This window comes from Sorangium aterium, assembly GCF_028368935.1.
GTDB lineage: Bacteria > Myxococcota_A > Polyangia > Polyangiales > Polyangiaceae > Sorangium > Sorangium atrum.
Map to the genome: position 1 here is coordinate 1305316 of NZ_JAQNDK010000003.1, position 24000 is coordinate 1329315.

Sequence of the window (24000 nt, forward strand, 5' to 3'; positions counted from 1 at the left end):
AGCGCGGACTCCCCGTCTTTGCAACGTCGTTCACACAGGCCGCACCGCGAGCGTCGCTGCAGGGCGACGCGGCGAGCCGCGCAGCGTGGACGGTGTCGCCGTCTCCCCTTCTCTCTTCTTCCTTCTCCCCTTCTCCCCTTCTCTATTGCATCGAACTGGCCTAGACCGCGCCGGGGCTCGAGCGAGCCCGCTGGAGCGATCCATGTTCTTCCTCGACAGCTCGAACCCGGACGAGATCAAGGAGCTCTTCTCCTGGGGCGTGCTCGCCGGCGTGACCACGAACCCCCTCATCCTCTCGCGCGACGCGGGCTGCGTCGATCTCGAGCGGCGCATCCGCGAGGTGCTCGCGGCGTCGGCGGGGCCGGTGTCGGTCGAGCTGACGAGCGAGGACGAGGCGGCGATGCTCGACGAGGCCCGCGGCTATCACGCGTGGGCGCCCGAGCGGATCTGCATCAAGGTCCCGTTCGGCGACGTCGGCCTCAAGGTGACGCACGCCCTCGCGAAGCGCGGCGTGCGGACCAACGTCACGTGCGTGATGAGCTTCAACCAGGCGTACCTCGCGGCGCTTGCCGGCGGCGCATACGTCTCGATCTTCAGCGGGCGCATCCGCGACATGGGCTACGCCGCGACCCCGGTCATCGAGCGCACGCGCGCGAGGCTCGATCGCGAGCGGCTGGGCGCCGAGATCATCGTCGGCTCGATCCGCCACCTCATGGACGTGAACGAGGCGCTCGACGCCGGCGCGCACATCGTGACGGTGCCTCCCGCCATCTTGCGGAAGATGCTCCACAACCCGAAGACCGAGGAGACGATCCGCGAATTCAACGCCGCCTGGGAGAAGCGTGCTAAGTAGCCGCGCGTGAACGCCGAGCCCGGCCACGCGCGAGGAAACGGGGGAGACGACGGGGAAGATCGCGGGCCGCGCCCTCTCGATCACGGGGACGCCCCGGGTCGGCGCTCGCCGCCCCGCGCCGCGCCGGAGGCCCTCGCCGGGCGCAAGTACGCGGTCGAAGAGGTGAACCGGGCCCTCGTCGCCGCCGCCGGCCGGCCTCGGACGGCGCTCGACGTCGGCTGCGGGATCGGGCTCAACGGCGCGGCCGTCAAGCGCACCGGCGCGCGCGTGACCGGGATCGAGATCGCGCCCGGCTCGCTCGCACGCGCCGGCGCGGCGCTCGACGAGGTCCTCGCCGCCGACATCACGAGCGACGCCGCCGTGCGCGAGGCGCTCGGCGACCGGCGCTTCGACCTGCTCCTGTTCGCCGACGTCCTCGAGCACACCGCCGACCCGCTCGCCGTGCTCTGCCGCTTCCTGCCCCACCTCGAGGAGGACGGCCACGTCATCGTCTCGCTCCCCAACGTCGCGGCCTGGCCGGTGCGCCTCGGCCTGCTCGCCGGCCGGTTCGACTACGAGCCGAGCGGCATCCTGGACGACACGCACCTCCGCTTCTTCACCCGCGCGTCGGCGGTCCGGCTCATCGAGCGCGCCGGGCTCGAGGTGCTCCGCGTCGAGCAGAACCCGATGCTCGTCCGCGGCGCCAAGGGGCTCATCCTCCGCGGCCTCGGCGCGGGCGACGACCCCACCGATCTCGCCAGCTCGCTCCCCTACAAGGCGTATCACGCGCTCGTCCGCCCGCTGGAGGACGTTGTCGCCGACCGCGCGCCCGGCCTCCTCGCGTTCCAGCACGTGATCGTCGCCCGGAAGCCGCCGCGCCCGCGCCGGATGCGGCTCACCGTCGGCATGCTGACCATGGATGAAGAGGAGAGCGTCGGCGCCATGATCGGCGAGATCAGGAAGGCCGCGCCCGACGCGGAAATCCTCTGCGTCGACAGCTCCACACGGGACAGGACCCCCGAGATCGCGGCCGGCCTCGGGGCGCGCGTGCTCCGGCAGGTGCCGCCCCGCGGCCACGGGCCGGCCATGGAGCTCCTCATGTACAGCGCCGCCGCCCGGAGCGATCTGCTCATCTACCTCGATTGCGACTTCACCTATCCGGCCGAGAACATCCCCGTGCTCAGGCGCCTCGTCGAGGAGGAGGGCGCCGACGTGGTGAACTGCGCGCGCACCCGCACGAAGCCGGCGGCCATGCCGGTCCCGAATTACATCGCCAACCGCGCCTTTGCCGCCATGACACACGCGATGCACGGCATCCCGACGTCGGACGTCCACAGCGGTATGCGCGCCTACCGCTGCTCGGTGATTCGCGCGTTCGATTTCGACGGTGAGGGCGACGCGTTGCCCATCGACACGCTGCTCTTCCCTGCGAAGTGCGGCTATCGCGTGGTGGAGATGCCCATCGAGTACAACGAGCGGGTCGGCACCTCGAAGCTGCGCAAGCTGGCTGGCACGGTGTGGACGATGATTCGCCTGCTGCGCGCGCTCCCCGTCGGCGCCCGGCTCGGCGACCGCTACGAGCGCCGCTAGGCGTCACGCCGAGCGGCGATGCAGACGAAGCGCGTCGCGCTCATCGGGGCGTGACGTGAATGTGGCGATAGCGACGCGGTGCGGCGTCATCTCGACCGCGTGGTCATCGCATTTCCGCCGCCTATACTCCGCACCTTGCAACACCAGAGGAGGCAAGAGATGCGGTTTTTGAAGTGTTTTTGCGTACTAGGTGTGTCCGCGCTGATGGGCTCGGCGGCGGGAGCGGGGTGCGGGGGCGACGACGCCGGCGAGACGAGCTCGAGCTCAGCAGGGGGGACCGGCGGCGGGGCTCCTGGCGACTGCTCGCCGACGAACCCGGTCTGCACGGCTGTCGCGTCCGACTGCATTGCCGTCCACGACAATCAGGGGGCGACCAAGTTCGGTCTGCGGATGGCGCAGCTGACGGTCACGAAGCCCGACGTGCTCGCGGTCGGCTATATCGCCCGCCTTGTCGCCGAGGGCCTGACGATGAATCTGCCCGTGTGCAACTTGAATGGCACCGGGACCTTTTCCTGGTTGCTCGAGTTCGACACGGCGACCGGCAAGCTGCGCACCGGCGGCGCGATGCCCACGAGCGACCCGCTCGCGGGCTACTGCTTCGCCAACATGTCTGCAGGCGCGTTCGAGATCGCGCCGAAGGAGCTCGACGCCCCCCTGACCGACGGCGCATGGAGCGGCGCGGCCGACATCCTGAACGTCCCGATCTTCCTGGACACGGGCGCGGCAGACGCGGCCGCCGAGCCGATCGTCCTGCCCATGCACGAGGTGCAGCTCACCGACGCGAAGGTGTCGGCGGACAACAACTGCATCGGACGGTACAACCGCGAGGGGCTCGACCCGATGGAGGCCTGCCTCCCCGGCCCGGACGGCGATCCCCCTGCGTTCATCAACGGCGGCAAGCTCACCGCGTTCATCACGCTGGAAGAGGTCGATCGGGTGATCATCCCCGGGATCGAGCAGAGCCTCTGTGTCGTGCTCTCGGGCGATATCGGAGAGTACGGCACCGGTGAGACCCCGAATACGTGCAAGCGCGACGAGAGCGGCAAGATCGTGCTGAAGGGCGACTGGTGCAGCGCGACGAACTCGGCCGCGACGGACGACTGCGCCGACGCCTATGCGCTTGGCGGCGAGTATGCCGCGAGCGCGGTCAAGATTACCGGTCTCTGTCCGCAGTAGCGCTTGCGGGGGGCTCTCCGGGGAGCGTACGATCTGTCGTGGCGTCCTGAAGCCCGCGCCCAGCGGGCGCGGCGCTGCGGGTCGTGCTCCCCCGGAGGGTTCCTTATGCCCCGCCTCATCAAGCATTTCTCCGCCATCCTTGCTCTCCTCATCATCGCCGGATGCGCCGCTTCGGGCGGCGGGTGCGCCGGCTGTGGAATGACCCCCCTCCCCGCCGGCTTCAAGCCCGCGGATCGCATCGAGAACGCCGGCGCGGCGCGGCTCACGCAGTCGGGCGTCGAGTTCCTCGAGCAGAACCTGGGTGTCCTCGGGCGCGCGCTGCTCGGGGGTGGGGACGGCGGCGTGATCACGTTCTCCATCCCCAGGTCTTCTGGGACCGGCTACACGGTCTGTCCCGGCGGAGCCGACCCGAACGCGAGCCCGCCCAGGTGCACGGCGGAGATCGACGTGGGGAGTGCGGCGCTCCAGATCGAGCCGAGGACGCCGCATAACCTGCGAATCCGGGGATCTCTGCCCGTGCGCCTGCAGAACCTCCCGATCCTGGTCAACCTGCTCATCACGGACAGCACGGTCATCGCGACCCTCAACGGCAACGACGCGTGCCCGCCCGACGACCAGACCTTCACGAACATCAACCTCGACATCGAGCTCTCCGTCGAGATCGACGTCAATCCTCAGCACTCGCGGCAGGGCTACTCGCGCGTCAAGATCGTCCGGCTCGACATCGGCAAGGATCAGCTCGAGTCGAGGCTGCGGCTCAACTGCGGCGACTCCATCGCCGGCGACATCCTCGATTTTCTGCGCCCCATCGTCCTCCCCCTCCTGACCGGCTCGCTCTCTGAAACGCTGAAGGCCCAGCTCGACCAGCAGCTCTGTCTGAAGGCGGATCCGACGCAGGACCAGGCCTGCCCCGACGGCACGAACGACATCGGCGGCGTCTGCCGCTACGGCACGCACGCGAACGACGAGTGCGCCTCGATCCTGCTCGGCGTCGAGGGCCACATCGATCTCGGCCGGCTGCTCGCGAGCATCTCCCCCGGCACGCAGGGCGGTTTCGACCTCCTGCTCGCCGGCGGCGGCATGAGCGAGCGGGACGACGGCTCCGATCTCGCGTGGGGCGACCTCAACCCGGTCGGCAACGGGCTCACCCTTGGCCTTTATGGCGGCGCCGAGCCGGTGCCGACATCGAAATGTGTGCCGCTGTCGAACATGGCGCTCCCGGCGGGCATCCCGATTCCCGATGAGCTCGTCGCCAACACCGTCTCCGACTGGCCAGCCGACCTTCCCGGCCCTCACGTCGGTCTCGCGATCTCCGAGCGTTTCGCGAATTATGCCATGAACGGTCTCTACAACAGCGGTCTTCTCTGTCTCGGCATCTCCACGGAGACGGTGCCTCTCCTCAACTCTGGCACGCTGGGGCTGCTGACCCCTTCCGCAAAGGATCTCGCGCTGCAGCGCGAGTCGCAGCAGGTCGCTGTCGTCATCCGCCCGCAGGCGCCGCCTCGGGTCACCTTCGGTGATGGCACGAACGGAAGTGACGACCCGCTGATCCGCATCCGGCTGGACCGGGCGAGCTTCGATTTCTACATCTGGTCGCTCGACAGGTTCATCCGGTTCATGACGGCGACGTTCGATGTGGACGTGCCCATGAACCTCTCGGTCACCCCCGAGGGTCTCACGCCGGTGATCGAGGCGCTCAGGGTCGAGAACGGCGAGGTGACAAACAACGGGCTGCTCCGGGAGAACCCCGAGAACATCGCGGAGGCGCTGGGCGGCCTCCTCAGCGGTCAGCTCGGGCAGCTGATCGGCGGCGGCATCCCGGCGATCGATCTCGACGGGCCGCTCTCGGCGCTCGGGCTCTCGCTGGTCATCCCGGAGTCGGCCGAGGGCGCGGGCTCCCCCGGCCTGAGGAAGCTCACGAAGGGGCAGGACAACTACCTCGGCATCTTCGCGGCGTTCGGAACGACGGCGCAGCAGCGCTCGCTGCGGAGCGACACGCAGGCCGAGCTGAGCCGCAAGGAGGTGCGCGCCGAGGGGCTCCGCCTGCCCACGATGACCCGCGACAACGGGCCGACGGCGCGGCTCGTCATGAGCTCGCCGCTCGACGACGGCACGCGGGCCGTCGAGTACTCGTACCGCATCGACAGCGGCGTGTGGCGCCCGTTCAGGCGCGAGCGCGTCGTCGACCTGCACGACGACTGGCTGCGGCTCCAGGGGCGTCACGTGATCTCGGTGCGATCGCGGATCGCGGGCGCTCCCCTGTCGCTCGATCCCACGCCGGCGACCGTCGAGATGGTGGTCGACGTCGATCCGCCGGTCATCTCCGTCGGCGCCGCGGTGGACGGCCGGGTGCCGCTCGAGGTGAGCGATCGGGTCTCGGACGCCGCGCGCGCGAAGGTGCGCGTGCGGCTCGATGACGGCGCGTGGTCCCCCTGGTCGACGGCGGCGGAGACGACGTCGGTGGACGTGGGCGACGCCGTCGACATCGAGGTCGAGGCCGTGGATGAGGAGGGCAACCTCGGCACGGCGCGGCAGGCGATCCTCCGCGGCCGGGTCCCCGTCGACCCGTCGGCGGGCTGCGGATGCGTCATGGCTGGCGGCGCCGGCGAGGCGCCGTGGGGCGTCCGCTGGCTCGGCCTCGCCGTCGCGGCGGCGGCCTTGCGGCTCGCGCGGCGCGGCGACCGGGGGTCGTCGCCTCGGCGCCCTGCGCGGCGCGGTGCGCGCGGCGTGAAGGGCGCGCTGGCCGGGGCCGCCGTCGTCGCGCTCCTCGGCTCGCACGCCGGATGCTCCTGCAGCGAGGAGCCGGAGGAGGTGGAACAGGGGTGCGTCGCGCCCGACTGCACGACGCTGGAGCACGGGCTCATCGGCGCGTACACCTCGGTCGCGGTCGCCGCCGACAAGCGCACGGTCTGGGTCGCCGGCTACGCGGAGGCCGACTGGCGCAACGCGTTCGCGTGGGGCGATCTCGTGGTCGGCACGTGGGACGGCGAGGCGGTCGCGTGGGAAGCGATCGACGGGGTGCCCGCGGAGCCCCCGGTCGACCCGGCCCGGTTCGACGTGAGCGGGTTCCGCGGGGGCCAGACCGAGCCCGGCGACGACGTTGGCCTCTGGACGTCCATCGCGGTGGCGCCGGACGGAAAGCCGGCGGTGGCCTACTACGACCGCACGAACCGCGCGCTCAAGTTCGCGCAGCGGCAGGGAGACACGTGGGCGGTGAGCTTCGTGCAGCAGGCGCCGAGCAGCGATATCGGCCGCTACGCGAAGCTGCTCTTCGTGAAGGAGTTGCCCGTCATCGCCTACCTCGCGATCGAGCCCGGCGAGGGCGGCTCGGTCACGTCGAGCGTCCGGATCGCGACCGGCGAGAGCGCCACGCCCGGGGAGGGCGCGTGGCGGTTCGAGGACGTGGCGAAGGACGAGGCGACGCCGTGCCGCGCGTTCCTCTGCGGCGCCGGGGCGAAGTGCATCCGGAGCACGGGGCGCTGCGCGACGCCGCTCGCGGCCGGCGACTGCGAGCCGGGGTGCGCCTCCGGGCAGGCGTGCATCGACGACGGCGGCTCGCCGGCGTGCGCCGCGATCTCCGACGGCAACCGGCTCGAGACGTACCCCGAGGCGATCGGCGACTACATCGCGATGGCGCCCGACGATGCGGGCGGGTTCGGCCTGGCGTTCTACGATCGCATCCACGGCGACGTGGTGATCGCGTCGAAGTCGATGGGCGCGTGGGAGACCCGCATCGTGGACGGCGCGGCGCCGGACGGGACGGACACGGGCGACGTGGGCATGGGGACGTCGCTGTTCATCGATCGCGCTGGCGACTGGCACCTCGCCTACGCGGACGGCCGCTCGGAGGGGCTGCGGTACGCGCGGGTGAAGGGAGGCACGGAGGTCGAGCCCTCCGAGGTGGCGGACGACGGGCTCGGGATCGAGGGCGCCCCCTTCGAGGACGGGCAGCACCTCATCGGCGACGACGCGAACGTGTTCGTGACGGCGGCCGGGGAGGTGCGCATCAGCTACCAGGACGCGACGAGCGGGGCCCTGCGGCTCGCGATCGGGACGAAGAGCGGCGACGGCCACAGCTGGCTCATCCGGGCGATCGAGCAGGAGGGGTTCGCGGGCGCCTTCTCGCGGATCGTGGAGGTGGACGGGCGGCTGCTCATCGCGAACTGGTGGCGCGTCGGCGGACAGACCACGAAGGGAGACGTGGCGCTCGTCGCTCCCTGACGCGCGCGCCGGGGCGCGAGCGCCCGGGCCGTGAGATGACCGGATCGCCGCGTGCGGCGTCCCCCTGGAGCGCTCGGTCGACGGATCGCCGTTGAGCAGGCGATCCGCCGACTGGGTATGCTCCTGGGTCGGCGCGGCCAGGGCGCGGGTGCGCCTTCTGCGAGGATCTGCAGGCAGAGCGAAGCGTCACAGGAAAGGCTTGGGACGATGAGAGCGACGGAACGAACGAGCAGCAACGCGGTGAGCAACGCATCTGCGCCATCCGATGGAGCGCAGGACCAGGCCGGCGCGCCCGCGCGGCGCGCCGCGCGGCGGCGGATCGGCGTCCCGTTCTCTCTGTGGCTGCTCCCCGCCGCGTCGGCCGTCGCGGCGCTGCACCTCGCCGGGTGCTGGCCGCTGTCCTACGCCGAGGATTGCAAGGAAGACTCGAGGTACTGCCCCCCCGAGCCGACGGGCGGCGGCAACGACCCTGGCCCCACGTGCGAGCCGGACCCGACCCAGGACGCGAGCACGGTGGTGGACCGGTGCGCGGTGTTCGCGAGCGCGGGCGCGGCGTCCGGAGGAGACGGGACGAAGGCGAGGCCGTACGCGTCGCTCTCGGAGGCGATCGCGAGCGCGAACGGCAAGCGGGTGCTCGTGTGCTCGAGCGGCGTGTTCGAGGAGAGCGTCACGGTCAAGGCGGCCATCGAGGTGATCGGCGGCTTCGACTGCAACGCGGGCTGGACGTGGAGCCCGGCGGCGCGAAGCACCCTCGGAGGGCCCGCGAACAAGGTGGCGCTCACGCTGACCGAGGACGCGGGCGGAACACGGGTGCGGAGCTTCACGATCAGCGCGGCCAACGCGACGGCTACGGGCGGGTCGTCGATCGGCGTGGCGGTCGCGGACATCGACGCGCAGCTCGATCACGTCGACGTCATCGCAGGCAACGGGATGAACGGCGCGAACGGCGAGACGCCGGCGGTCGCGCAGGACGGTTCGAACGCGCTGGAGGACGTCTCGAGCGCGTGCCTCGTGGCGGTCTACAGCGGCCAACCCGGCGTGACGACGTGCGGGGACGGCGAAACGAGCGGCGGCGTCGGCGGCCTGGGGGGACAGCCCGCGGTGGATGAGGGGCGCGGGCAGACAGGTGGCGACGGCACGCCTCCGGCGGTCTCCCCGACCGAGCTCGGCCTCGGCGGCACCGGACACGGACAGACGGGGGGAACGGGAGAGACGACCGAGTGCAGGGACGGCGCGAGCGGTGCGAGGGGCGCCTCCGGCAGCGCTGGCGCAGCGGGCGACCGCACCGCGCTGACGCTGGTCGGCGTCAGCGGAGGTGACGGCGGCGCAGGCGTCAACGGGACGCGCGGTCAAGGCGGCGGCGGGGGCGGGGGCGCGAAAGCAGGACGCTTCTGCATGGCCAGCGGAGGTGGCTACATCGACGGCGCGGGCGCAAGCGGCGGCGGCGGCGGGGCGGGCGGCTGCGGTGGAACGGGAGGCGGCGGTGGCAAGGCCGGCGGGTCGAGCGTCGGGATCCTCAGCCTGGGGACCAAGCTGGCGCTGACCGATGTGACCATCGCCGTCGGCAAGGCGGGCAATGGAGGTGAGGGCGGGGGTGGAAGCCCCGGTGGCTCGGGCGGCATGGGGGGCAAGGGGGGGAGTCGCGTCGCCGGGTCCGGCTCGCTCGCGGGTTGCATGGGTGGCAAGGGTGGTGCGGGCGGCGATGGCGGCCCTGGCGGCGGCGGCCGAGGCGGCCACGCGGTGGGCATCGCCTACAAGATCACGCCCAGCCCCGCGGCCGCCGAGGTGCCGTTCACCGGAGGCACGGCTGGCAACGGCGGCTCCGCCGGGCTCGGTGGCTCCCCCGGGAGCGACGGCGCGGCCGGGGTGAGCGGCGCCTGCTGGGATTTCGCCAGCAACACGAGCTGCCCGCAGCAGTGATCGGCGCCGACGCGCCGTCAGGCGACCAGCGACGCCGCGCCGATCTCCGCCGTCGCCGGGCCGCTCACGCGCGCGCGCTCCGCGGCCACGAGATCGAGGAGCTCTTTCCGGGTCGCCTGCCCGCTGTCGAGCAGCGCGCGCATCGCGCCGTCGACGCAGCCCTTCACCCGCGCCAGGCGGGGAGCGCTCTCCCCGCCCTCCTGCGCGGTCAGCATGTCGTGCAGCATCCGCCTGAGCCCCGCCATCGCTTCGGTCTTCGAGCGCATCGCCATCACCTCGCCCGATCGGCCTAGCGAAGGCGGCGCGATCCGGCCAAGTTTCAGGCGCGCGGCAGCTTGCCCAGCGCGAGGTCCGCGGCGTCGCGCTCGATCCCCGCGAGCGCGACCCCCGGGCCCTTCCGCGGGACGAGCACCACGCGGCAGCGGCCGCTCGTCGCCGTCTCCAGGTGCGACAGCCCGAAGTCGAGCGCCGCGCCAAAGGCGAAGACGAGCGCGCCCATGCCGAGCAGCTCCGGGGAGCCCGCGCGCGCGCCGTCGACGAGCAGCGACACGCCCAGGTACGTCCCCAGCCCCAGCGCGACGAGCCCTGCGTAGAGGGCGAGCCGCGGGTACCGCACCTCGCGCGTCGCCCGGAGGAGCGCCTCGACCGGGATGTACGTCTCCCGCTCCCGCAGCGTCCGGCCGAACAGCTCTGTCCGGCTCCGGACGGTTACGCCCTTCGGGCCGACCTCCAGCGCGGCGGGCCGGCGGTACCGCAGAAGGAACCGCCCGGCGAGCCGGAGGACGTGCATCGCGAGCAGGATCCCCGTCGCCGCCAGCAGCACGAGCGCCACCGGCCCGCGCGGCGGCGGAGACAGCTCGCCCGCGAGCCGCGCCGTCGCCCCGCCGTCGCGCTCCGGCGCCCACTTCTCGTCCCCGGCGGCCGCGGCGCCCTCCTGTGCGGCGCCGCTCGGGCTCGGCGCGCGGCTCGGCCGCCTGGCGGGCGAGAGCGCGTCGCGCAGCAGCGAGCGCACGATCGGATCGCGCACGTCGTCCACGAGCGCCGCGGCCTCGGCGCGCGCGTCGGGCGAGGTGCTCCCCCGCAGCGCCGCCGCGGCGATGATCGCGCCCGCCCGGCCCAGCTGGGGCAGCGCGCCCTGGTCGGCGCGCCGCACCAGCGCGGCGATCGACCGCCAGAGGCCCGCGGCGCGCTCGCCCAGCGCGGCGTCCAGCGCGGTCAGCGCATCGACGGAGGTGTACGTCGCCAGCCAGACGAGCGCCTCGGCGACGCGCCCCTCCGCCTCCGGCCCGTCGGGCGGCGAGAGAGCGACCCCGCGCGCGAGCAGCGTGGCCAGGAGCACCCGGGTCGCGCTCCCCGCGCCCTCGCTCGTGCCGCGCTCGAGCGCCCGGACCACGTTGCCGAACCGGGTCTCCGCGTCGGCGACCGACAGTCCCGCCCGGTCGACGAGCTCGGCGAGGCCGCCCTCCAGGGTCGTCCGCCGCTCATCCGCGGCGGCAAAGGCCGCGGTGTGGACGACCCGCGCGAGGTCGTCGCCGCGGGGGTGTCCGGCAAGCTCATCGAGCACGGCGTACGGAGAGTGTTCGGGCGTCATCGGCGCGGGCTGGTCGGATTAACTGAACGCCGCCGCTTTGGCTAGTGTTCCGCGCGGCCCGGGCGGCACTCCGCCCCGGCACGGCCGCCTTCGCCCCGGCGCGGCCGCTCTCGCCCCGGCGCAGCCGCTCTCGCCCCGTGCGCTACGGCTTCCGCGCGCCGCCCTGCTCCAGAAGCGCCTTCTCCACGAAGCCCATGATCAGCTTGAGCTGCCGGTTCGTGACGTGGAGCTTCGACCAGATGACCTTCCCGTCGGTGTTGAAGGCGATCTCATCCACCACATCGATCCTCGTGATCCCCAGGTCGATGGTCCGGATCGCGTTCAAGGTCTTCGTAAGCTCCTGCGCGTGAACCAGCGCATCTTCAGCAGATTCATCGCCCGCCGTGAGGGCGAGGTCCGCGCCCCCATCCTTGGTCGGCGTGACCGTGAGCCGCATCCACGCGAGGCTGCGCGGGACCGCCTGGACCCCGCGGAAGGCGTTCGCCGGTGTGAGCATCGAGATGACGATGCCCGCAGCCGAAGATTTGTTGAACCCTTTCATGGACTTCAACTTGGACAGCTGATCTTCTTCGGCAGCGGGAAGGACCACGAGCAGCCGCCGGTCCGGCACCATCGCGAAGATGCGCTTGCTGCGGTCGGCGGTGGCCCGGGCGGCGGGGACGGGGGCGTCTTCGATCCACGAGCCGTTCGACCGCTGGACGATGATGTCGACCGCCGCGCGCATGGTCTCCTCGGGCGCCCGGTAGTCCATGACGGCGACGACCTTGCTGGAGTCGCGGAGCTGCGGCCCGGCGATGAGGAGGTGGTCGATGTCCCGGATCGGGTCGATACCGGTGTCGCTGAAGAAGGACTGCCACTGGGGGATGGTCGTCAGGATGCGGCCGAACCACGCGCCGAGCTCGTGGCTGCGGAGCCGGTCGCCGGCGATGAGCACCTGGACGTTCGGGTCCTTCGACGCGAGCTTGCCCGGCGCGCCCGCGGCGCTCAGCGGGGTCCGCAGGTTCGGGTGATCGCCGTCGCTCTCCGTGCCCCCATCGCCAGACGCGTCCGGGCCTGCGTCGCCCGGCGGCTTCCGGCGCGGCCGTTCGGGCGCGCCCGCGTCCGGCGCCTCCGGCGAGGCGCTCGCCGACGCCGTGGGCGGCGTCGCGGGCGACGGCGTCGCGGGCGCGGCGGCGCCCGCCCCGGAAGGCGCCCCCTCACCGCCGCTCGCGGAGGGCGCAGCCGCCACCGCGCTGGGGTCGTCCGCGAGGAGATCCAGATCGATCGGCACGATCGTCTCGCCGGCGTCGTAGTCGGCCAGCTCGCCCCGGAGCGCGAACATCGCGTCGAGCCACGCGAACAGCGGGGTCGGGAGCAGGGGCAGGTGCAGGAGCGCCGCGACGACGGCCGCGGTGACGAGCGCGCGCCTGGATGCGGCGCGAACGAGCGGAACCGCCGCGGTGCCACGGCCCACGCGCTGGGCCTCCGTCGTGTTGTTCAAGCCACGCCCCGGGGTCCGTTCCGCCACGGCGGTACCCTAGCAGCAGCCGTCCGAACGGCATCCGAGCCCCGGAGCGCGCCCTCACCGCGCGTCGCGGCTCCGTGGCACGTCGTTCGCTCGGGCGATGGTCATGCGATGCCGCCTGCCCCGGCGCCCGCCATCGCCAGCTCGAGGGGCGCGCGCTCCGCAGAGAAGTGGATCGACACGTGAGTGACCAGGTACTAAGACCGCCGAGCCGACCCGACCCTACGGGTCGATCATCAGACCGCGAGGATCGGGAAGGCCGGTCCTCGCCCAACGCTGTGGATGCGATGAACCGCTCTCAGGCGCCCCGCCCCCGCGGGCAGAAGGACCCCGCTCGATCGCACGGCAGCGGCAATGTCCGCACCGACGACCTGCGGAACCCGCAACCGGCGCCGGGCGCCGAACGCGCCGGGGGCGGCGTCGTGCGCACCTCGCTCGTGTCCAGCGTGCTCGGGTTCGTCGCCGCGGCGGCCTTCGCCGGCACCGCGGCGTGGGCGAGCGGATGCCAGGGCGAGGCCCCTCCCGGCCCCTCCACCGAAGGCAACTCGCCGCCCGAGCGGACCTCGTCCCTCCCCCGCCCCGCGCCGACGTCCTCCGCGCGCGCCGCCGCGTCCGCCGAGGCGCCCAGGGAGGCCCCGGCCGCCGCGCCTTCCGAGGCCCCGGAGCCCCCCGCGCCCGACAAGCCGTACACGGGGCCGCTGCTCGGCTCGATCGTGCCGCAGGCGGCGGTCTATCCGACGATGGAGTTCTCCAAGCAGCGGCTCGGCTACATCCGGCTCGGCGGCAAGGTGCCGGTCGATCCGAAGCCCATCAAGGGCGGTAGCTGCGCCAAGGGATGGTACCGCCTCCTCGACGGCGGCTACGTCTGCGGGAGGTCGGCCACGACGGACCTGTCGAACCCGCAGGTCCGCCTCGGCATCACGCCGCCGAACCTCGACGACGTCCTCCCGTACAAGTACGCCTTCAACACGACGCACGGCACGCCCCTCTACCGCTCCGTCCCGTCGAAAGACGAGATGATGCGCTACGAGCCGTACCTCGATTCCGCGAAGCGCAAGCGGAAGGAAGAGGAGAAGCAGCGCGCCGAGGCGCTCTACGAGGAGACCGAGAAGGAGGTCGCCGCTGCGGCCGCCGCTCGCGCCGAGGCCGCCGCGAACCCCGCGCCGGTGGCCGCGGTCGCGGCGGATCCGGCTGCAGTCGAGGACAAGGCGGCGGCCGTCGCCGAGGCCGCGTCGCTCGGCATCGCGCCGGCGCCCGTCGAGGAGGAGCCCGAGAAGCCCTGGTGGGAGAACGTCGACGACAAGGGCAGGCCGCGCAACGTCACGCTCGCCGATCTCGACAAGGACGCCGACTCGACGGTCGCGAAGCGGATGGTCAAGGGCTTCTTCGTCGCGGTCGACAAGACCTTCGGCTGGAACGGCCGCAGCTGGTACAAGACGACCGCGGGCCTCGTCGCGCCGAGCGACCGCATGTACATCATCAAGCCGCCGGCCTCGCAGGGCATCGACTTCCCCGAGGGCGCGAAGTCGGTCGGCTTCATCCTCGCGAAGTCGGCGAGCAAGTACCAGTTCGACGCCGAGAAGAAGTCCGTCACCGTGGCCGGCTCGCTCGAGCGCTTCGCGGCGTTCGGGCTCACGGGCGAGTCCCACACCCACAGGTCGACGGTCTACCGGAAGACCACCGAGGGCTGGTGGATGAAGGGCGCCGACGGGACGTACACCGATCTCGGCGCCCCGCCGCCGGATCTCGCGCCGGGCGAGAAGTGGATCGACGTGAACCTGTCGCGCAAGACGCTGGTCGCGGTCGAGGGCGACAAGCCCGTCTTCGCGGCGCTCATCTCGCCGGGGAGGCGCTCGAAGGACAAGAAGAAGGATCACCCCACGCACACGGGGGTGTTCCGCATCCGCGAGAAGCACATCGCGACCACGATGGACGGCGACGGCACGGTCGCGGGCGATCTGCCCTACAGCATCGAGGACGTGCCGTTCGTCGCGTATTACGACGGCTCGTACGCCCTCCACGGCGCCTTCTGGCACGGAAACTTCGGCCGGGAGATGAGCCACGGCTGCGTGAACCTCTCGCCGCTCGACGCGAAGAAGGTGTTCTTCTGGAGCGAGCCCAGGCTCCCGCGCGGCTGGCACGGCGTCTGGGCCACGCCGGAGAACCGCGGCACGCTCGTGTCCATCCACGAGTGAGCGGGTGAGCGGGCCGCGCGCGCCGATCGGCCACGCGGACGAGGACGCAGCAACACGGTGCGCTCCCCCTCGAGCGGGGCGCGCGTGGACCGGCCGGACCGGGCTCGCCGCGACGCATGAGGACGAGCGCGCGTCGGAGCCGCGCCGCGCCTCGCCTGGGCCCGCCAGCGGGCCTGCCCGCCCGCCGCCCTGCCTCCGCCGGTCGCTGGAAATCCGGGCGGGTCGTGCTCGGAACAGCTTGAACGGTCGCTTTGACAGGGCTCCCTCTTGACTCGGGGCTCCCCTTCGCACACTTGTGGAGCCGCCATGGACCAGTTCTCGGCGCACCTCGACCGCGGGTGGGATCTCGTCCAGCGCGGGGACACGCGCGGAGCAGAGGCGTCGGCCCGACGGGCGCTCGAGCTAGATCCGAACTCGCCGGAGGCTCACAACCTGCTCGGCTTCGTCGCGGCCCTCGAGGGCGAGGGCGAGGAGGCCATCGAGGCGTACCGCCAGGCGATCGCCCTCGATGACACCTACCTGGAGGCGATGCTCAACGCCGCCGAGGTGTACATCCATCCGCTCGGCGATTTCGATCAGGCGATCGAGATGTGCGACCAGGCGCTGGATCTGGCCGAGGTCGACGAGGAGATCATCGACGCGCTCCTCCTGAAGTTCGACGCGCTCCTCGGCAAGGGCGATCTCGACGAGGCGGCCCAGGTCGCGGCGAAGATCCCCGAGGGCCCCTACGACAACCCGAACCACACCTTCCTCGTCGGCCGCGCGTTCTACGAGATCGGCCAGGCTGACAAGGCCGCCGCGCTCATCGAGGAGGCGGCGCTCAAGGATCCGCGGCACGCCGAGGCCCACTACTACCTCGGCCTCATCCGCGACGAGCGGGGCGACGTCCGCGGCGCGACGCAGGCCTTCCTGCGCTCCCGCGAGCTCGACGTCGAGCTCGGCATGCCCCCCTGGGCGCCGAGCCGCGACGGCTTCGTGACGCTGGCGCAGAAGACGGTCGCCGCGCTCAACCCCGTGCTCCGGCGCTACGTCGAGGGGGCGGAGCTCTACATCTCCGACGTGCCCGGGATGGAGCTCGTGGCCGAGGGCGTCGATCCCCGCGCGCTGGTCCTCCTGGACGGCCTCAACGCCGACGAGCGGGAGCGGGGCCTCCGCGGCAGCGCCGATGTCCACCCGTGCGCGCGGGTCTTCGTCTACGCCCTCAACGTCGCCCGCCTCGCGGGCAGCATCGAGGCGCTGGAGCGCGAGATCAACCTGGCGCTCGAGCGCGAGATCACCGCGACGTTCCTCGAAGCCGAGCAGAACGAGCGGACCGAGAAAGAGCTCAACTGAGCGGGCGAGGGCGCTCCTCGCCACGACCGCCGCGCCGCGTGGGCGCGCGGGGCGCCGCTTACTTCCACTTGACGGCGAGGATCTCGGTGCTGATGCCGGGTGACGAGCGGATGATGACGGAGCTCATCAGCCGATGCACGGCGCCGAGCCCGACGCCGAGCCCCTGACCGGGCATCCTCGGCGTCAGCCGCGCAGAGCTCGACGAGGACGGGCCGCGATCGCTCTTCGGCCCCACCTCCTCGAGCAGCGCCAGCTTCGGGTCCAGGCCTGGGCCGGAGTCGCGCACGATCACCTCGACGCCCCACCGGCCGCCGCCCGTCTGCGTGTCATCACGGATCGCGCGGATGCTGATGCTCCCCCCGCCGCCGTGGCGCACCGCGTTCGACACGAGCTCGGCGATCGCGATCGCGAGCTCGTGCTGGGCGCGCTCCGAGAGCCCTGCCCAGCGCGCGATATGCGCGCCCTCGGCCGCGCAGGCGAAGCGATCCTCCTCGCGCGTGACGGGGATGCTGAACGCGGGCGGGGACCTCTGCGTCACGCCGCGCCCCTGTCGCGGACCACGGCGACGACGCACGTCGCGTCGTCGAACGACTTCTTGTGGACGTCGACGATCCGGCGGGCCATCTCCTCGGGATCGAGGTCGCGGAACGCGCTGAGATCGAAGCCGCTGGAGATCCCGTCGGAGTGGAGCAGGACGACGTCGCCGGGCGAGATGGGGAAGCGAAAGCTGCGGAGCCGCCGCACGCGCCGCCCGAGGATCCCCGCCGAGCAGAAGCTCGGCATGGCCGTCCGCGTGATCGCCTTCATCGCGATGTTGCCGACGCCCGAGAACTCGAGCTCGCCCACGCTCTCGTCGATGCGCAGGAGCGCAGCCGCGGCCCCGCGCGTCGACGCGAGCTGCTCCCCTGCCCCGGTCAAGAGATCCTCGATCGGCATCGACGCGTGATCCTCCACATACCGGCAGAACGCGGAGGCGGCCTGCGCGGCGTGGGGACCGTGACCGAGCCCGTCGGCGAGGCCGATCAGCACCCAGGGGGACTGTCGGACCACCACCACCTCGTCGCCGGCGATCTCCTCGCCGGCGGCGACGCAGCACGCGGTCCCGATAGCGACCGTCATCCGAGGTACTTCCTGACTGTCACGGTCGTCCCCGCGCCGGGCGCCGTCTTGACGTCGAACGCATCCATCAGCGCCTTCGTACCGCGGAGGCCCGCGCCCATACCGTGACGCGAGCGGTACTTGCCGCTCAGGATCTCCGGCAGGTTCGTGATCCCGGGCCCGTTGTCCTGCGCGACGATCTCGATCGCACGCATCGGCGAGGTGAGCGAGCGGACGACGACCTGCCCGCTGCCCGCGTACCTGACGATGTTGCGCCCGAGCTCGGAGATCGCCGTGACGATCTTCGTCTGCAGGACGTCGCTGACGAGGTGCTCGATGCAGAGCTCGCGGCCGGCTGACCGCGCGCGCAGCACGTCCTCCTCGTTGCGCACATCGATGGTGATCTCACGCGGCGCAGGGGCGGCGTGGTCGAGCTCACCGAGCTCGGAGATGCACCGATCGAGCTGCGCCTGGTCGCGGACGAACAGCTTCACCCCGCGCTTCACCTCGACGAGGAGGCGCCGGAGATCACCCTCGCGCGCGACCATCGGATCGACCTTCGCCTGCCGGATCCCGCAGTCGATGACGCTCTTCCTCACCGCAGGCGAGAGGAACTGCGCCAGCACCGTCTCGATCTGATCGGTGATCGAGCGGCCGACGATCTGCGGAGACGACGGCACGGGGCCGCGCGCCGACTGCGGCGTACCCGGCATGCGCGTCGACACCGGTCCGCTGGACCGGCTCGACGGCGGCCCCGTGGCGCCGCCGCTGGAGGGCGGTCCGTCACGAGGAGGGATCTTCATGCGACACCTCGTTCGTGAGCTCCGGCGGCATCATGTCGTCCTCCGCGGACGGCGCGAGCATCTCGACGGCGCGCTCCAGGTTGAGCGCCGTCACCACGCCAGGGATCTCGAGATCCATCTCCACGAGCGCGATCGCGACCGCGGGGCGCAAGCCGCACACCGCCGTCCGGACGCCCATCAGCCGGGCCGTGAGCGCGATGTCACGGATGGCGCGGGTGAGATAGCTATCGAGAATCTCGACACCGGAGAGGTCGACGATGAGGCCGCGGGGCGATCGCGCTTCGATCGACCCGGTCACGTCGTCGCGCAGCTGCTCCACCTGGCCGTCGGTGAGCCCGCCCTGCACCGAGACGATTAAGTTCCCGAAGAGGCCCACGATGGGGACCCTACCCGCTTGCATCAAGTGGACGTCTCCTTCCTCGCGCTGAGCTGCAGCTGTGTCGTGGTCATTGCACCGCTGCCCGACGGATCGAAGGCGGCCCGTGGGCCGCCAGGGGTGAACGGCTGTCCTGTCTGCTTCTCGTTGTCTTTGGCCGCGCCGCGGCGGGCCCCCATGAGGGACGCGGGCGTCGGCTTCTGGCCGGCGAGCGCCATGCTCTCGCGCAGCGCATGCTTGAGGTTGCGCGCGGCGCGCACGGTGCCGAGGTTGATGCCGAGCTCCACCATCGTCTGCGCGACGGCGGGCCTGACGCCGGTGATCCGACACCGCGCGCCGAGCAGCTCGACCGCCTTCATCAGCTTCATGAAATGGTCGGCCGTCCGCGTGTCGATCACCTCGACGCCCGTCACGTCGATGATGACGTAGCGCGACTGGCGGCGGACGATCTCGTCGAGCAGCCGCTCCATGATCTGGGCGCTCCTGCGCGAGTCGACGACGCCGATGATCGGCAGCGCGAGGACGTCGTCCCACAGCTCGAGGATGGGCGTCGAGATCTCGTCGATCGCGTAGCGGAGCCGCTCGACGAGCTCGCCCTTGGCGCTCTCGCTCTCCACGAGATCGCGGTTCTTCGCCTCGAGATCCTCGATGAGGCGCTTCTTCTCGGTCGCGTCGCGGAACACGGCGACGGCCCCGGAGATCGACCCGTCCTTGCCCCGCATCGGGCTGGCGCTGACCGTCAGGAACAGGCCGGACACCGGTCCGTGCTCGATGCGCGGCTCGGTGAACAGCGAAGGCACGCGGACCGACCGCGGCTCGACGTCGTCCCCCTGCGGCCCCGCGGTGGGCGCGAGGGTCGGCATCGCGCCGCCCGCCACGCCGTTGGAGCGGCGGGCGACCCGCCCGTCCTGGTCGGCGGACTTCCTCGCGAAGAGCTCGACCTGATCGACCGTCTCGCCGCGCAGCGCGCGCGACAGCGGGTGCTCGGACATCGGCCAGGGGGTCGCGCGATCGGGGAAGAACAGCGTGGCGTCGCCGGGCCCCGCGTCGTCCCCCGAGCTGAGGTCGAGCGGCGCGCGGCCGAGCATGTGCTCCGCGGCCGGGTTGCGCATCAGGAGCTCGCCCCTGTCGTCAACGACGGCGACGCCGTCCGCCATGCTGTCGAGCACGAGCTTGAAGATGCCAGCCTGTCGCCGCAGCTCCTCGTCCGATCGGGCCAGCTGCTCGCCGCGCTCGCGCGCCTCGCGCGTCGCCCGGTCGAGCTGCGCGGCCTGCTCCTTCGCCGCGCGCTCGTGCCCCTCGATCTGCTGCTCGAGCGTCGCGATGCGCTCCGTGAGCCTCGCAATCTCTTGCCGCAGAGCTTCTTCGCTCATCGCGAACTCCCCGTCGTAAGCCCGCGCGCGCCGTGCGTGGCGCTAGGCAGCGCGTCCCTCCGGCGCGCGGCGCGGCGGATCCCCTTGCAGGATCGCTCCGCATGCGCGCGCCGGGAGGATGAGCCGCGCGGGCCAAACGAGACGGCCGCGGAGAGCGCGTGGCTCTTCGCCGTCCTGTCCGTCCTTTGCACGCTCGTGACGCTCATTTCTTCTCCTCGCAGGGTGCCCTGTCCCAAGCGGGGACCGTGTCCAGCACCAGTCGAGAAACACAGCTTATCGCCAACCGGGCAACCCACCGTCAAGCTTCGCGTCGGCCATGCGTGTCGCTTGTGGCGACGGCATCCACCGTCGCCCAGCCGAGGTAGCCCGTGTCCGCACAACTGCGCCCGTGCCCCGCGTCACGATCGACCACGCCAGCAGCAGCCTATGCCGCGCCGCAGCGCAGCCGAGCTCGGTCGGCGCGCACCTTCTGCTTCCGCTCCTCGGATGTGCGGATGGAGAGGGCCGGAGCTCACGTGAGGTTCCCCCCACGCGACGCGGGCTGTTCACCAGCGCGGCTCGCGTGACCGGAGCCACGCGCGGGACGATCGAACTCAATCGCCGAGGCTCTGACGCTCGCGAGCGCGCCGTCGCTTGGCCTTGCGCTTCGAGTCGGCCGGGCGCTGAGGGTCTGGGCCGCTCTCGCCCGTGGTCGGAGCGCCCGCGTCGAGCCAGCGCCACAGCGCCATCTGGTCCGCGGTCGCTCCGTGACGGATGGCGCGCTTCAAGATCTTCTTGGCGAGCACCAGCTTGCCGCATCGGGCGAGCGCGTGCGCGTAGCTCGCGGCGATGTCGGCCTCGCCTGTCTGCGCCTCGGTGGCCTGCGCAAGGAGCGGCAAGGCGTCGTGCGGGCGGTTCAGCGCGACGTCGTAGAGGTGCCCCAGGTTGTGCGCGTACCACGGGTTCTCGGGCACGATGGCCAGCGCGCGCTCGTAGGCGCGCGCGGCGTAGCGGTAGTTGCCGAGCAGCGACTGCGCCAGGCCGAGCACCGCCCAGGCGCCGTCGTCCTCCTCGTGGAACTGCAGCACGCGGCGCGCGAAGAGCGCGGCGCGCCACGGATCGTGCTCCACGCCCATCTCCGCGAGGTGGCGGTGCGCGTAGAGCCACGGCTCGCTCCCGGGCGACGTCGCGCGGGCCAGGCGCGCGAGCAGCGGGAGAACCCTGTCCGCGTCGAGCTTGTCAGCAAGCGCTCGATCGATGTCCCGTCGAAGCCGGTCGATGTCCTCCGCTCCACTGCGCCCCATCCCTTCCGTGATACGACCAGTGGGCGAGCTTGGCTAGCGCGTTGCGCGCCGAGAGGCGACGCCTGGACGACGTCGCACGCAAGCCCTCACCGACGTACCATCGACGTGCGCCGGCGGGCGGTGTCTTGCACGGCGCGGAACCGCGTGAAACGCCGGGTGGAGCCCGCTCCGCCGCCATGTGGCGGCGGATCGACGCTTTTGCGACGATCCGCGCGACCCGCGCTCAGGCGTCCTCCGCCACCTCTTCGGCGCTTGACGTGCGCTCACGAGCCTGCTCCGCGCGCGCCTCCTTGCCCGCGATCGTCGCGCCGTTCAGCGTGGCCACGACCCGCGCGAGCTCGGCCTTCGGGACGCTGACGAACGCGTTGCGCTCGCGCACCCGGATGCGCCGGATGTCCCCCTTGGCCATCCCGCCCCGCTCGATGAGCGCGCGCTGGAAATCCGCCGCGCGCGCGCCGTCGCGGCGGCCGAGGTTGATGAAGACCTCGACGAACTCTCCGTCCGCCTCGTCGCGCGCGGGCTCGGCGCGCGGCGCTTCGCCGGCCTCGCCGCTCTCGATCTCGACCGCGGCCTCGCCGGGGGCCGACGGCACGGCGCCGCTCGCGCGCTCTCGATCGCCGCCGCGCGACACCGGCGAGCCGGGCGCCGGAGACGGAGGCTCGCCGAGGATCGGCTCGTCGTCGCCCTCCTCTTCGGGCGGCTGCCACATGGTGAAGTCGGCGTGACGCGAGAACGGCTGTCCCGCCGCGCCGCCGTGAGGCTTGCCCGGCGCGGCGCCAGCGGCGCCAGCGGCGCCGGTCGCGCCAGCGGCGCCAGCGCCGCGGCGCGCCGACAGCAGCGTCGCGGCGGGCCGTTCGCGCAGGCGCTCCGGGCCGCGGCCCGGCCCGCCCTCGCCTCGCGGCGGCTCGATCCGCATCAGCGGCTCCGGCCGCGTGAGCGGCTCGACCGAGACGGGGCCGTCGTCGCGCGCCCGCGCCCCCTCGGGCCGGCGGGGCTCTTCCCCCCCGGGCGCGTCCGCGCCGCGAGGGCCTCGCCGCCCCTCGTCCCGGCGGAGGCGCAGCGATCGCCGATCGCGCTCCCGCCCCCGGTCACGGTCGCCCTCGCGCGCGAGCTCGCTGCGCTCCGTCTCGGGCGAGCGCGGCTCGGGCGAGCGCGGCTCGGCCGAGTCGGCCGCGCGGGGGGTCGCGTCCCGCGCTGCCCGCCCGCGCGCCGCCGGCTCGGGCTTGGTCGACGGATCCGTGCCGCGCCCCTCGCTGTCGCGCGCCGCCGCGCGCTGCGGCTGCTGGGCGCGCCGCGCGGCGCTCGCCTCCTCTTGCGCCGTCGGCCGCGCGCCGAGGTGATCGCGCAGGAGGCCCGCCACGATCGCCTCGGCCTGGTCGTGCGTGAGCAGCCGGCGCGCGAGCGAGAGATCGTCGCGGTGCGTGCCCTTCGACAGGAACGCCTCGGCGAGCATCGCCACGAGATCGGCCTCGGCGCGCGTCTTGAGCTCCCCCTCGGTGGGGAGCTGCTTCTCGAGCGGGCGGATCTTGTACGTCAGCCGGAGGATGTAGAGCGGCCCGACGTCCTGCGGCGTGATCAGCGCGATCGCCGTGCCGGTGCGGCCCGCGCGGCCGGTGCGGCCGGTGCGGTGCACGTACGCCTCGGCGTCCTGCGGGAAGTCGTAGTTGATGACGTGCGTGAGGTGCGAGATGTCGATGCCGCGCGCGGCCACGTCGGTGGCGACGAGGAAGCGCAGGCGCCCCTCGCGCGTCGCGCTCATCACCTTCTCGCGATCGGACTGCGGCAGATCGCCGTTCAGCCAGTCGGCGTCGTAGCCCTGGCGCTTCAGCGCCCCGGCGACCGCCTCGGTCTCGTCCTTGGTGTTGCAGAAGACGACCGCGTTCTCGGGGTTCTCGACCTCGATGATGCGGACGAGGGAGGTCAGCTTGTCGCCCGTGATCAGGTAGACGTAGTGCTGGATCTGGAGCGCGCCGACGGCGTCGCCCGAGAGGGTGATGAACTCGGGCGACCGCAGCTTGCTGCGCGCGATGCGCTCGATGTCGGGCGGGAGCGTCGCCGAGAACAGGAGCGTCTGCCGCTCCGGCGGCAGCTCGGCGAGGATCGCGGTGAGCTCGCGCTCGAAGCCCATCGAGAGCATCTCGTCGCACTCGTCGAGCACGAGCAGCCGGATGTGCTTGGCGACGATGGTCCCGCGGCGCAGGTGGTCGAGCACGCGGCCCGGCGTGCCGACGATGACCTGCGCGCCCGCGGCGAGCGCGTCGATCTGCCGCTGCATCGGCGCGCCGCCGTACACGGCGACCACCTTGATGCCCTTGCGCTTGCCGAGGCGCTCGACCTCCGCCGAGACCTGGAGCGCGAGCTCCCGCGTCGGGCACAGCGCGAGCACCTGCGCCTGAGCGAGCGAGCGCTTCACGGCGTGATCGACGATCGGGAGCCCGAACGCCGCCGTCTTGCCGGTGCCGGTGCGCGCCTGCACGACGGCGTCGCGCCCGCGCGTCACCGGCTCCCAGACGGCGAGCTGCACCGGCGTCGGGTGGACGTAGCCAATCTCCGCGAGGGTCTCGCGCAGCTCGGACGACAGGGGCAGCACATCGAAGGTAGGCGGCGGCTGGGGCTTGTCGCCGGTCTGCGCTTCACCCGCCACTGCGGCAGGGGGAGAAGGAACGGTCATGTCGGTCATATCGTCCTGCGTGATCGCCGCGTCGG

The 24000-nt window shown here is 72.3% G+C and carries 17 protein-coding genes; 7 read left to right on the forward strand and 10 right to left on the reverse strand.

The genetic code is table 11. The features are described 5' to 3' along the window. Positions 1 to 202: 202 nt before the first annotated feature. The 5 genes from POL72_RS29130 to POL72_RS29150 all read left to right on the forward strand — a co-directional run bounded on the left by POL72_RS29130 (position 203) and on the right by POL72_RS29150 (position 9739). Positions 203 to 853, forward strand: coding sequence for a transaldolase family protein (locus POL72_RS29130; RefSeq protein WP_272099225.1), 651 nt, complete (start codon positions 203 to 205; stop codon positions 851 to 853). Positions 854 to 859: 6 nt separating this feature from the next. After that, a complete protein-coding gene (locus POL72_RS51335; protein WP_272099227.1) occupies positions 860 to 2422 on the forward strand; it encodes a methyltransferase domain-containing protein in 1563 nt (520 codons plus the stop codon). A 204-nt stretch (positions 2423 to 2626) separates the two neighbouring features. Then, positions 2627 to 3598 carry a hypothetical protein gene (locus POL72_RS29140; RefSeq protein WP_272099229.1) on the forward strand — a complete coding sequence of 324 codons (972 nt, stop codon included), beginning with the start codon at positions 2627 to 2629 and terminating at the stop codon, positions 3596 to 3598. A 105-nt stretch (positions 3599 to 3703) separates the two neighbouring features. Next, positions 3704 to 7819: a hypothetical protein gene (locus POL72_RS29145; RefSeq protein WP_272099231.1), complete on the forward strand. Its 4116-nt coding sequence runs from the start codon at positions 3704 to 3706 to the stop codon at positions 7817 to 7819. Between the two features lie 240 nt (positions 7820 to 8059). Then, positions 8060 to 9739: a hypothetical protein gene (locus POL72_RS29150; protein ID WP_272099233.1), complete on the forward strand. Its 1680-nt coding sequence runs from the start codon at positions 8060 to 8062 to the stop codon at positions 9737 to 9739. Positions 9740 to 9756: 17 nt separating this feature from the next. Here POL72_RS29150 and POL72_RS29155 read toward each other — a convergent pair whose 3' ends face one another. The 3 genes from POL72_RS29155 to POL72_RS29165 all read right to left on the reverse strand — a co-directional run bounded on the left by POL72_RS29155 (position 9757) and on the right by POL72_RS29165 (position 12837). Next, positions 9757 to 10005, reverse strand: coding sequence for a hypothetical protein (locus tag POL72_RS29155; RefSeq protein ID WP_272099235.1), 249 nt, complete (start codon positions 10003 to 10005; stop codon positions 9757 to 9759). A 53-nt stretch (positions 10006 to 10058) separates the two neighbouring features. Continuing rightward, positions 10059 to 11330, reverse strand: a complete 1272-nt coding sequence (locus tag POL72_RS29160) for a hypothetical protein (RefSeq protein WP_272099237.1) — start codon at positions 11328 to 11330, stop codon at positions 10059 to 10061. A 142-nt stretch (positions 11331 to 11472) separates the two neighbouring features. Further along, positions 11473 to 12837 carry a hypothetical protein gene (locus POL72_RS29165; RefSeq protein WP_272099239.1) on the reverse strand — a complete coding sequence of 455 codons (1365 nt, stop codon included), beginning with the start codon at positions 12835 to 12837 and terminating at the stop codon, positions 11473 to 11475. A gap of 284 nt (positions 12838 to 13121) precedes the next feature. Between POL72_RS29165 and POL72_RS29170 the strand changes: the two genes are divergently transcribed. Both POL72_RS29170 and POL72_RS29175 read left to right on the forward strand, forming a co-directional pair. Continuing rightward, the gene (locus POL72_RS29170; RefSeq protein WP_272099240.1) at positions 13122 to 15029 is read left to right on the forward strand and encodes a L,D-transpeptidase; all 1908 of its coding nucleotides are present in this window, start codon (positions 13122 to 13124) and stop codon (positions 15027 to 15029) included. A gap of 306 nt (positions 15030 to 15335) precedes the next feature. Beyond that, complete coding sequence (locus POL72_RS29175) at positions 15336 to 16361, forward strand: tetratricopeptide repeat protein (RefSeq protein WP_272099242.1); 1026 nt, start codon at positions 15336 to 15338, stop codon at positions 16359 to 16361. Positions 16362 to 16419: 58 nt separating this feature from the next. Here POL72_RS29175 and POL72_RS29180 read toward each other — a convergent pair whose 3' ends face one another. The 7 genes from POL72_RS29180 to POL72_RS29210 all read right to left on the reverse strand — a co-directional run bounded on the left by POL72_RS29180 (position 16420) and on the right by POL72_RS29210 (position 23965). Continuing rightward, the gene (locus POL72_RS29180) at positions 16420 to 16899 is read right to left on the reverse strand and encodes an ATP-binding protein (protein ID WP_272099244.1); all 480 of its coding nucleotides are present in this window, start codon (positions 16897 to 16899) and stop codon (positions 16420 to 16422) included. Then, entirely contained in the window at positions 16896 to 17480 is a 585-nt protein-coding gene (locus POL72_RS29185; protein ID WP_272099246.1) for a SpoIIE family protein phosphatase, read from the reverse strand. The genes POL72_RS29180 and POL72_RS29185 overlap by 4 nt, the downstream gene beginning before the upstream one ends. Next, entirely contained in the window at positions 17477 to 18262 is a 786-nt protein-coding gene (locus POL72_RS29190; protein WP_272099248.1) for an anti-sigma regulatory factor, read from the reverse strand. The genes POL72_RS29185 and POL72_RS29190 overlap by 4 nt, the downstream gene beginning before the upstream one ends. Further along, positions 18243 to 18662: an STAS domain-containing protein gene (locus POL72_RS29195; protein WP_012236242.1), complete on the reverse strand. Its 420-nt coding sequence runs from the start codon at positions 18660 to 18662 to the stop codon at positions 18243 to 18245. Before POL72_RS29195 ends, POL72_RS29190 begins: the two co-directional genes overlap by 20 nt. Next, complete coding sequence (locus POL72_RS29200) at positions 18662 to 20011, reverse strand: STAS domain-containing protein (protein ID WP_272099252.1); 1350 nt, start codon at positions 20009 to 20011, stop codon at positions 18662 to 18664. Before POL72_RS29200 ends, POL72_RS29195 begins: the two co-directional genes overlap by 1 nt. Before the next feature lie 593 nt (positions 20012 to 20604). Beyond that, the gene (locus tag POL72_RS29205) at positions 20605 to 21294 is read right to left on the reverse strand and encodes a tetratricopeptide repeat protein (RefSeq protein ID WP_272099254.1); all 690 of its coding nucleotides are present in this window, start codon (positions 21292 to 21294) and stop codon (positions 20605 to 20607) included. A 223-nt stretch (positions 21295 to 21517) separates the two neighbouring features. Beyond that, positions 21518 to 23965: a DEAD/DEAH box helicase gene (locus POL72_RS29210; RefSeq protein WP_272099256.1), complete on the reverse strand. Its 2448-nt coding sequence runs from the start codon at positions 23963 to 23965 to the stop codon at positions 21518 to 21520. Positions 23966 to 24000: the final 35 nt, after the last annotated feature.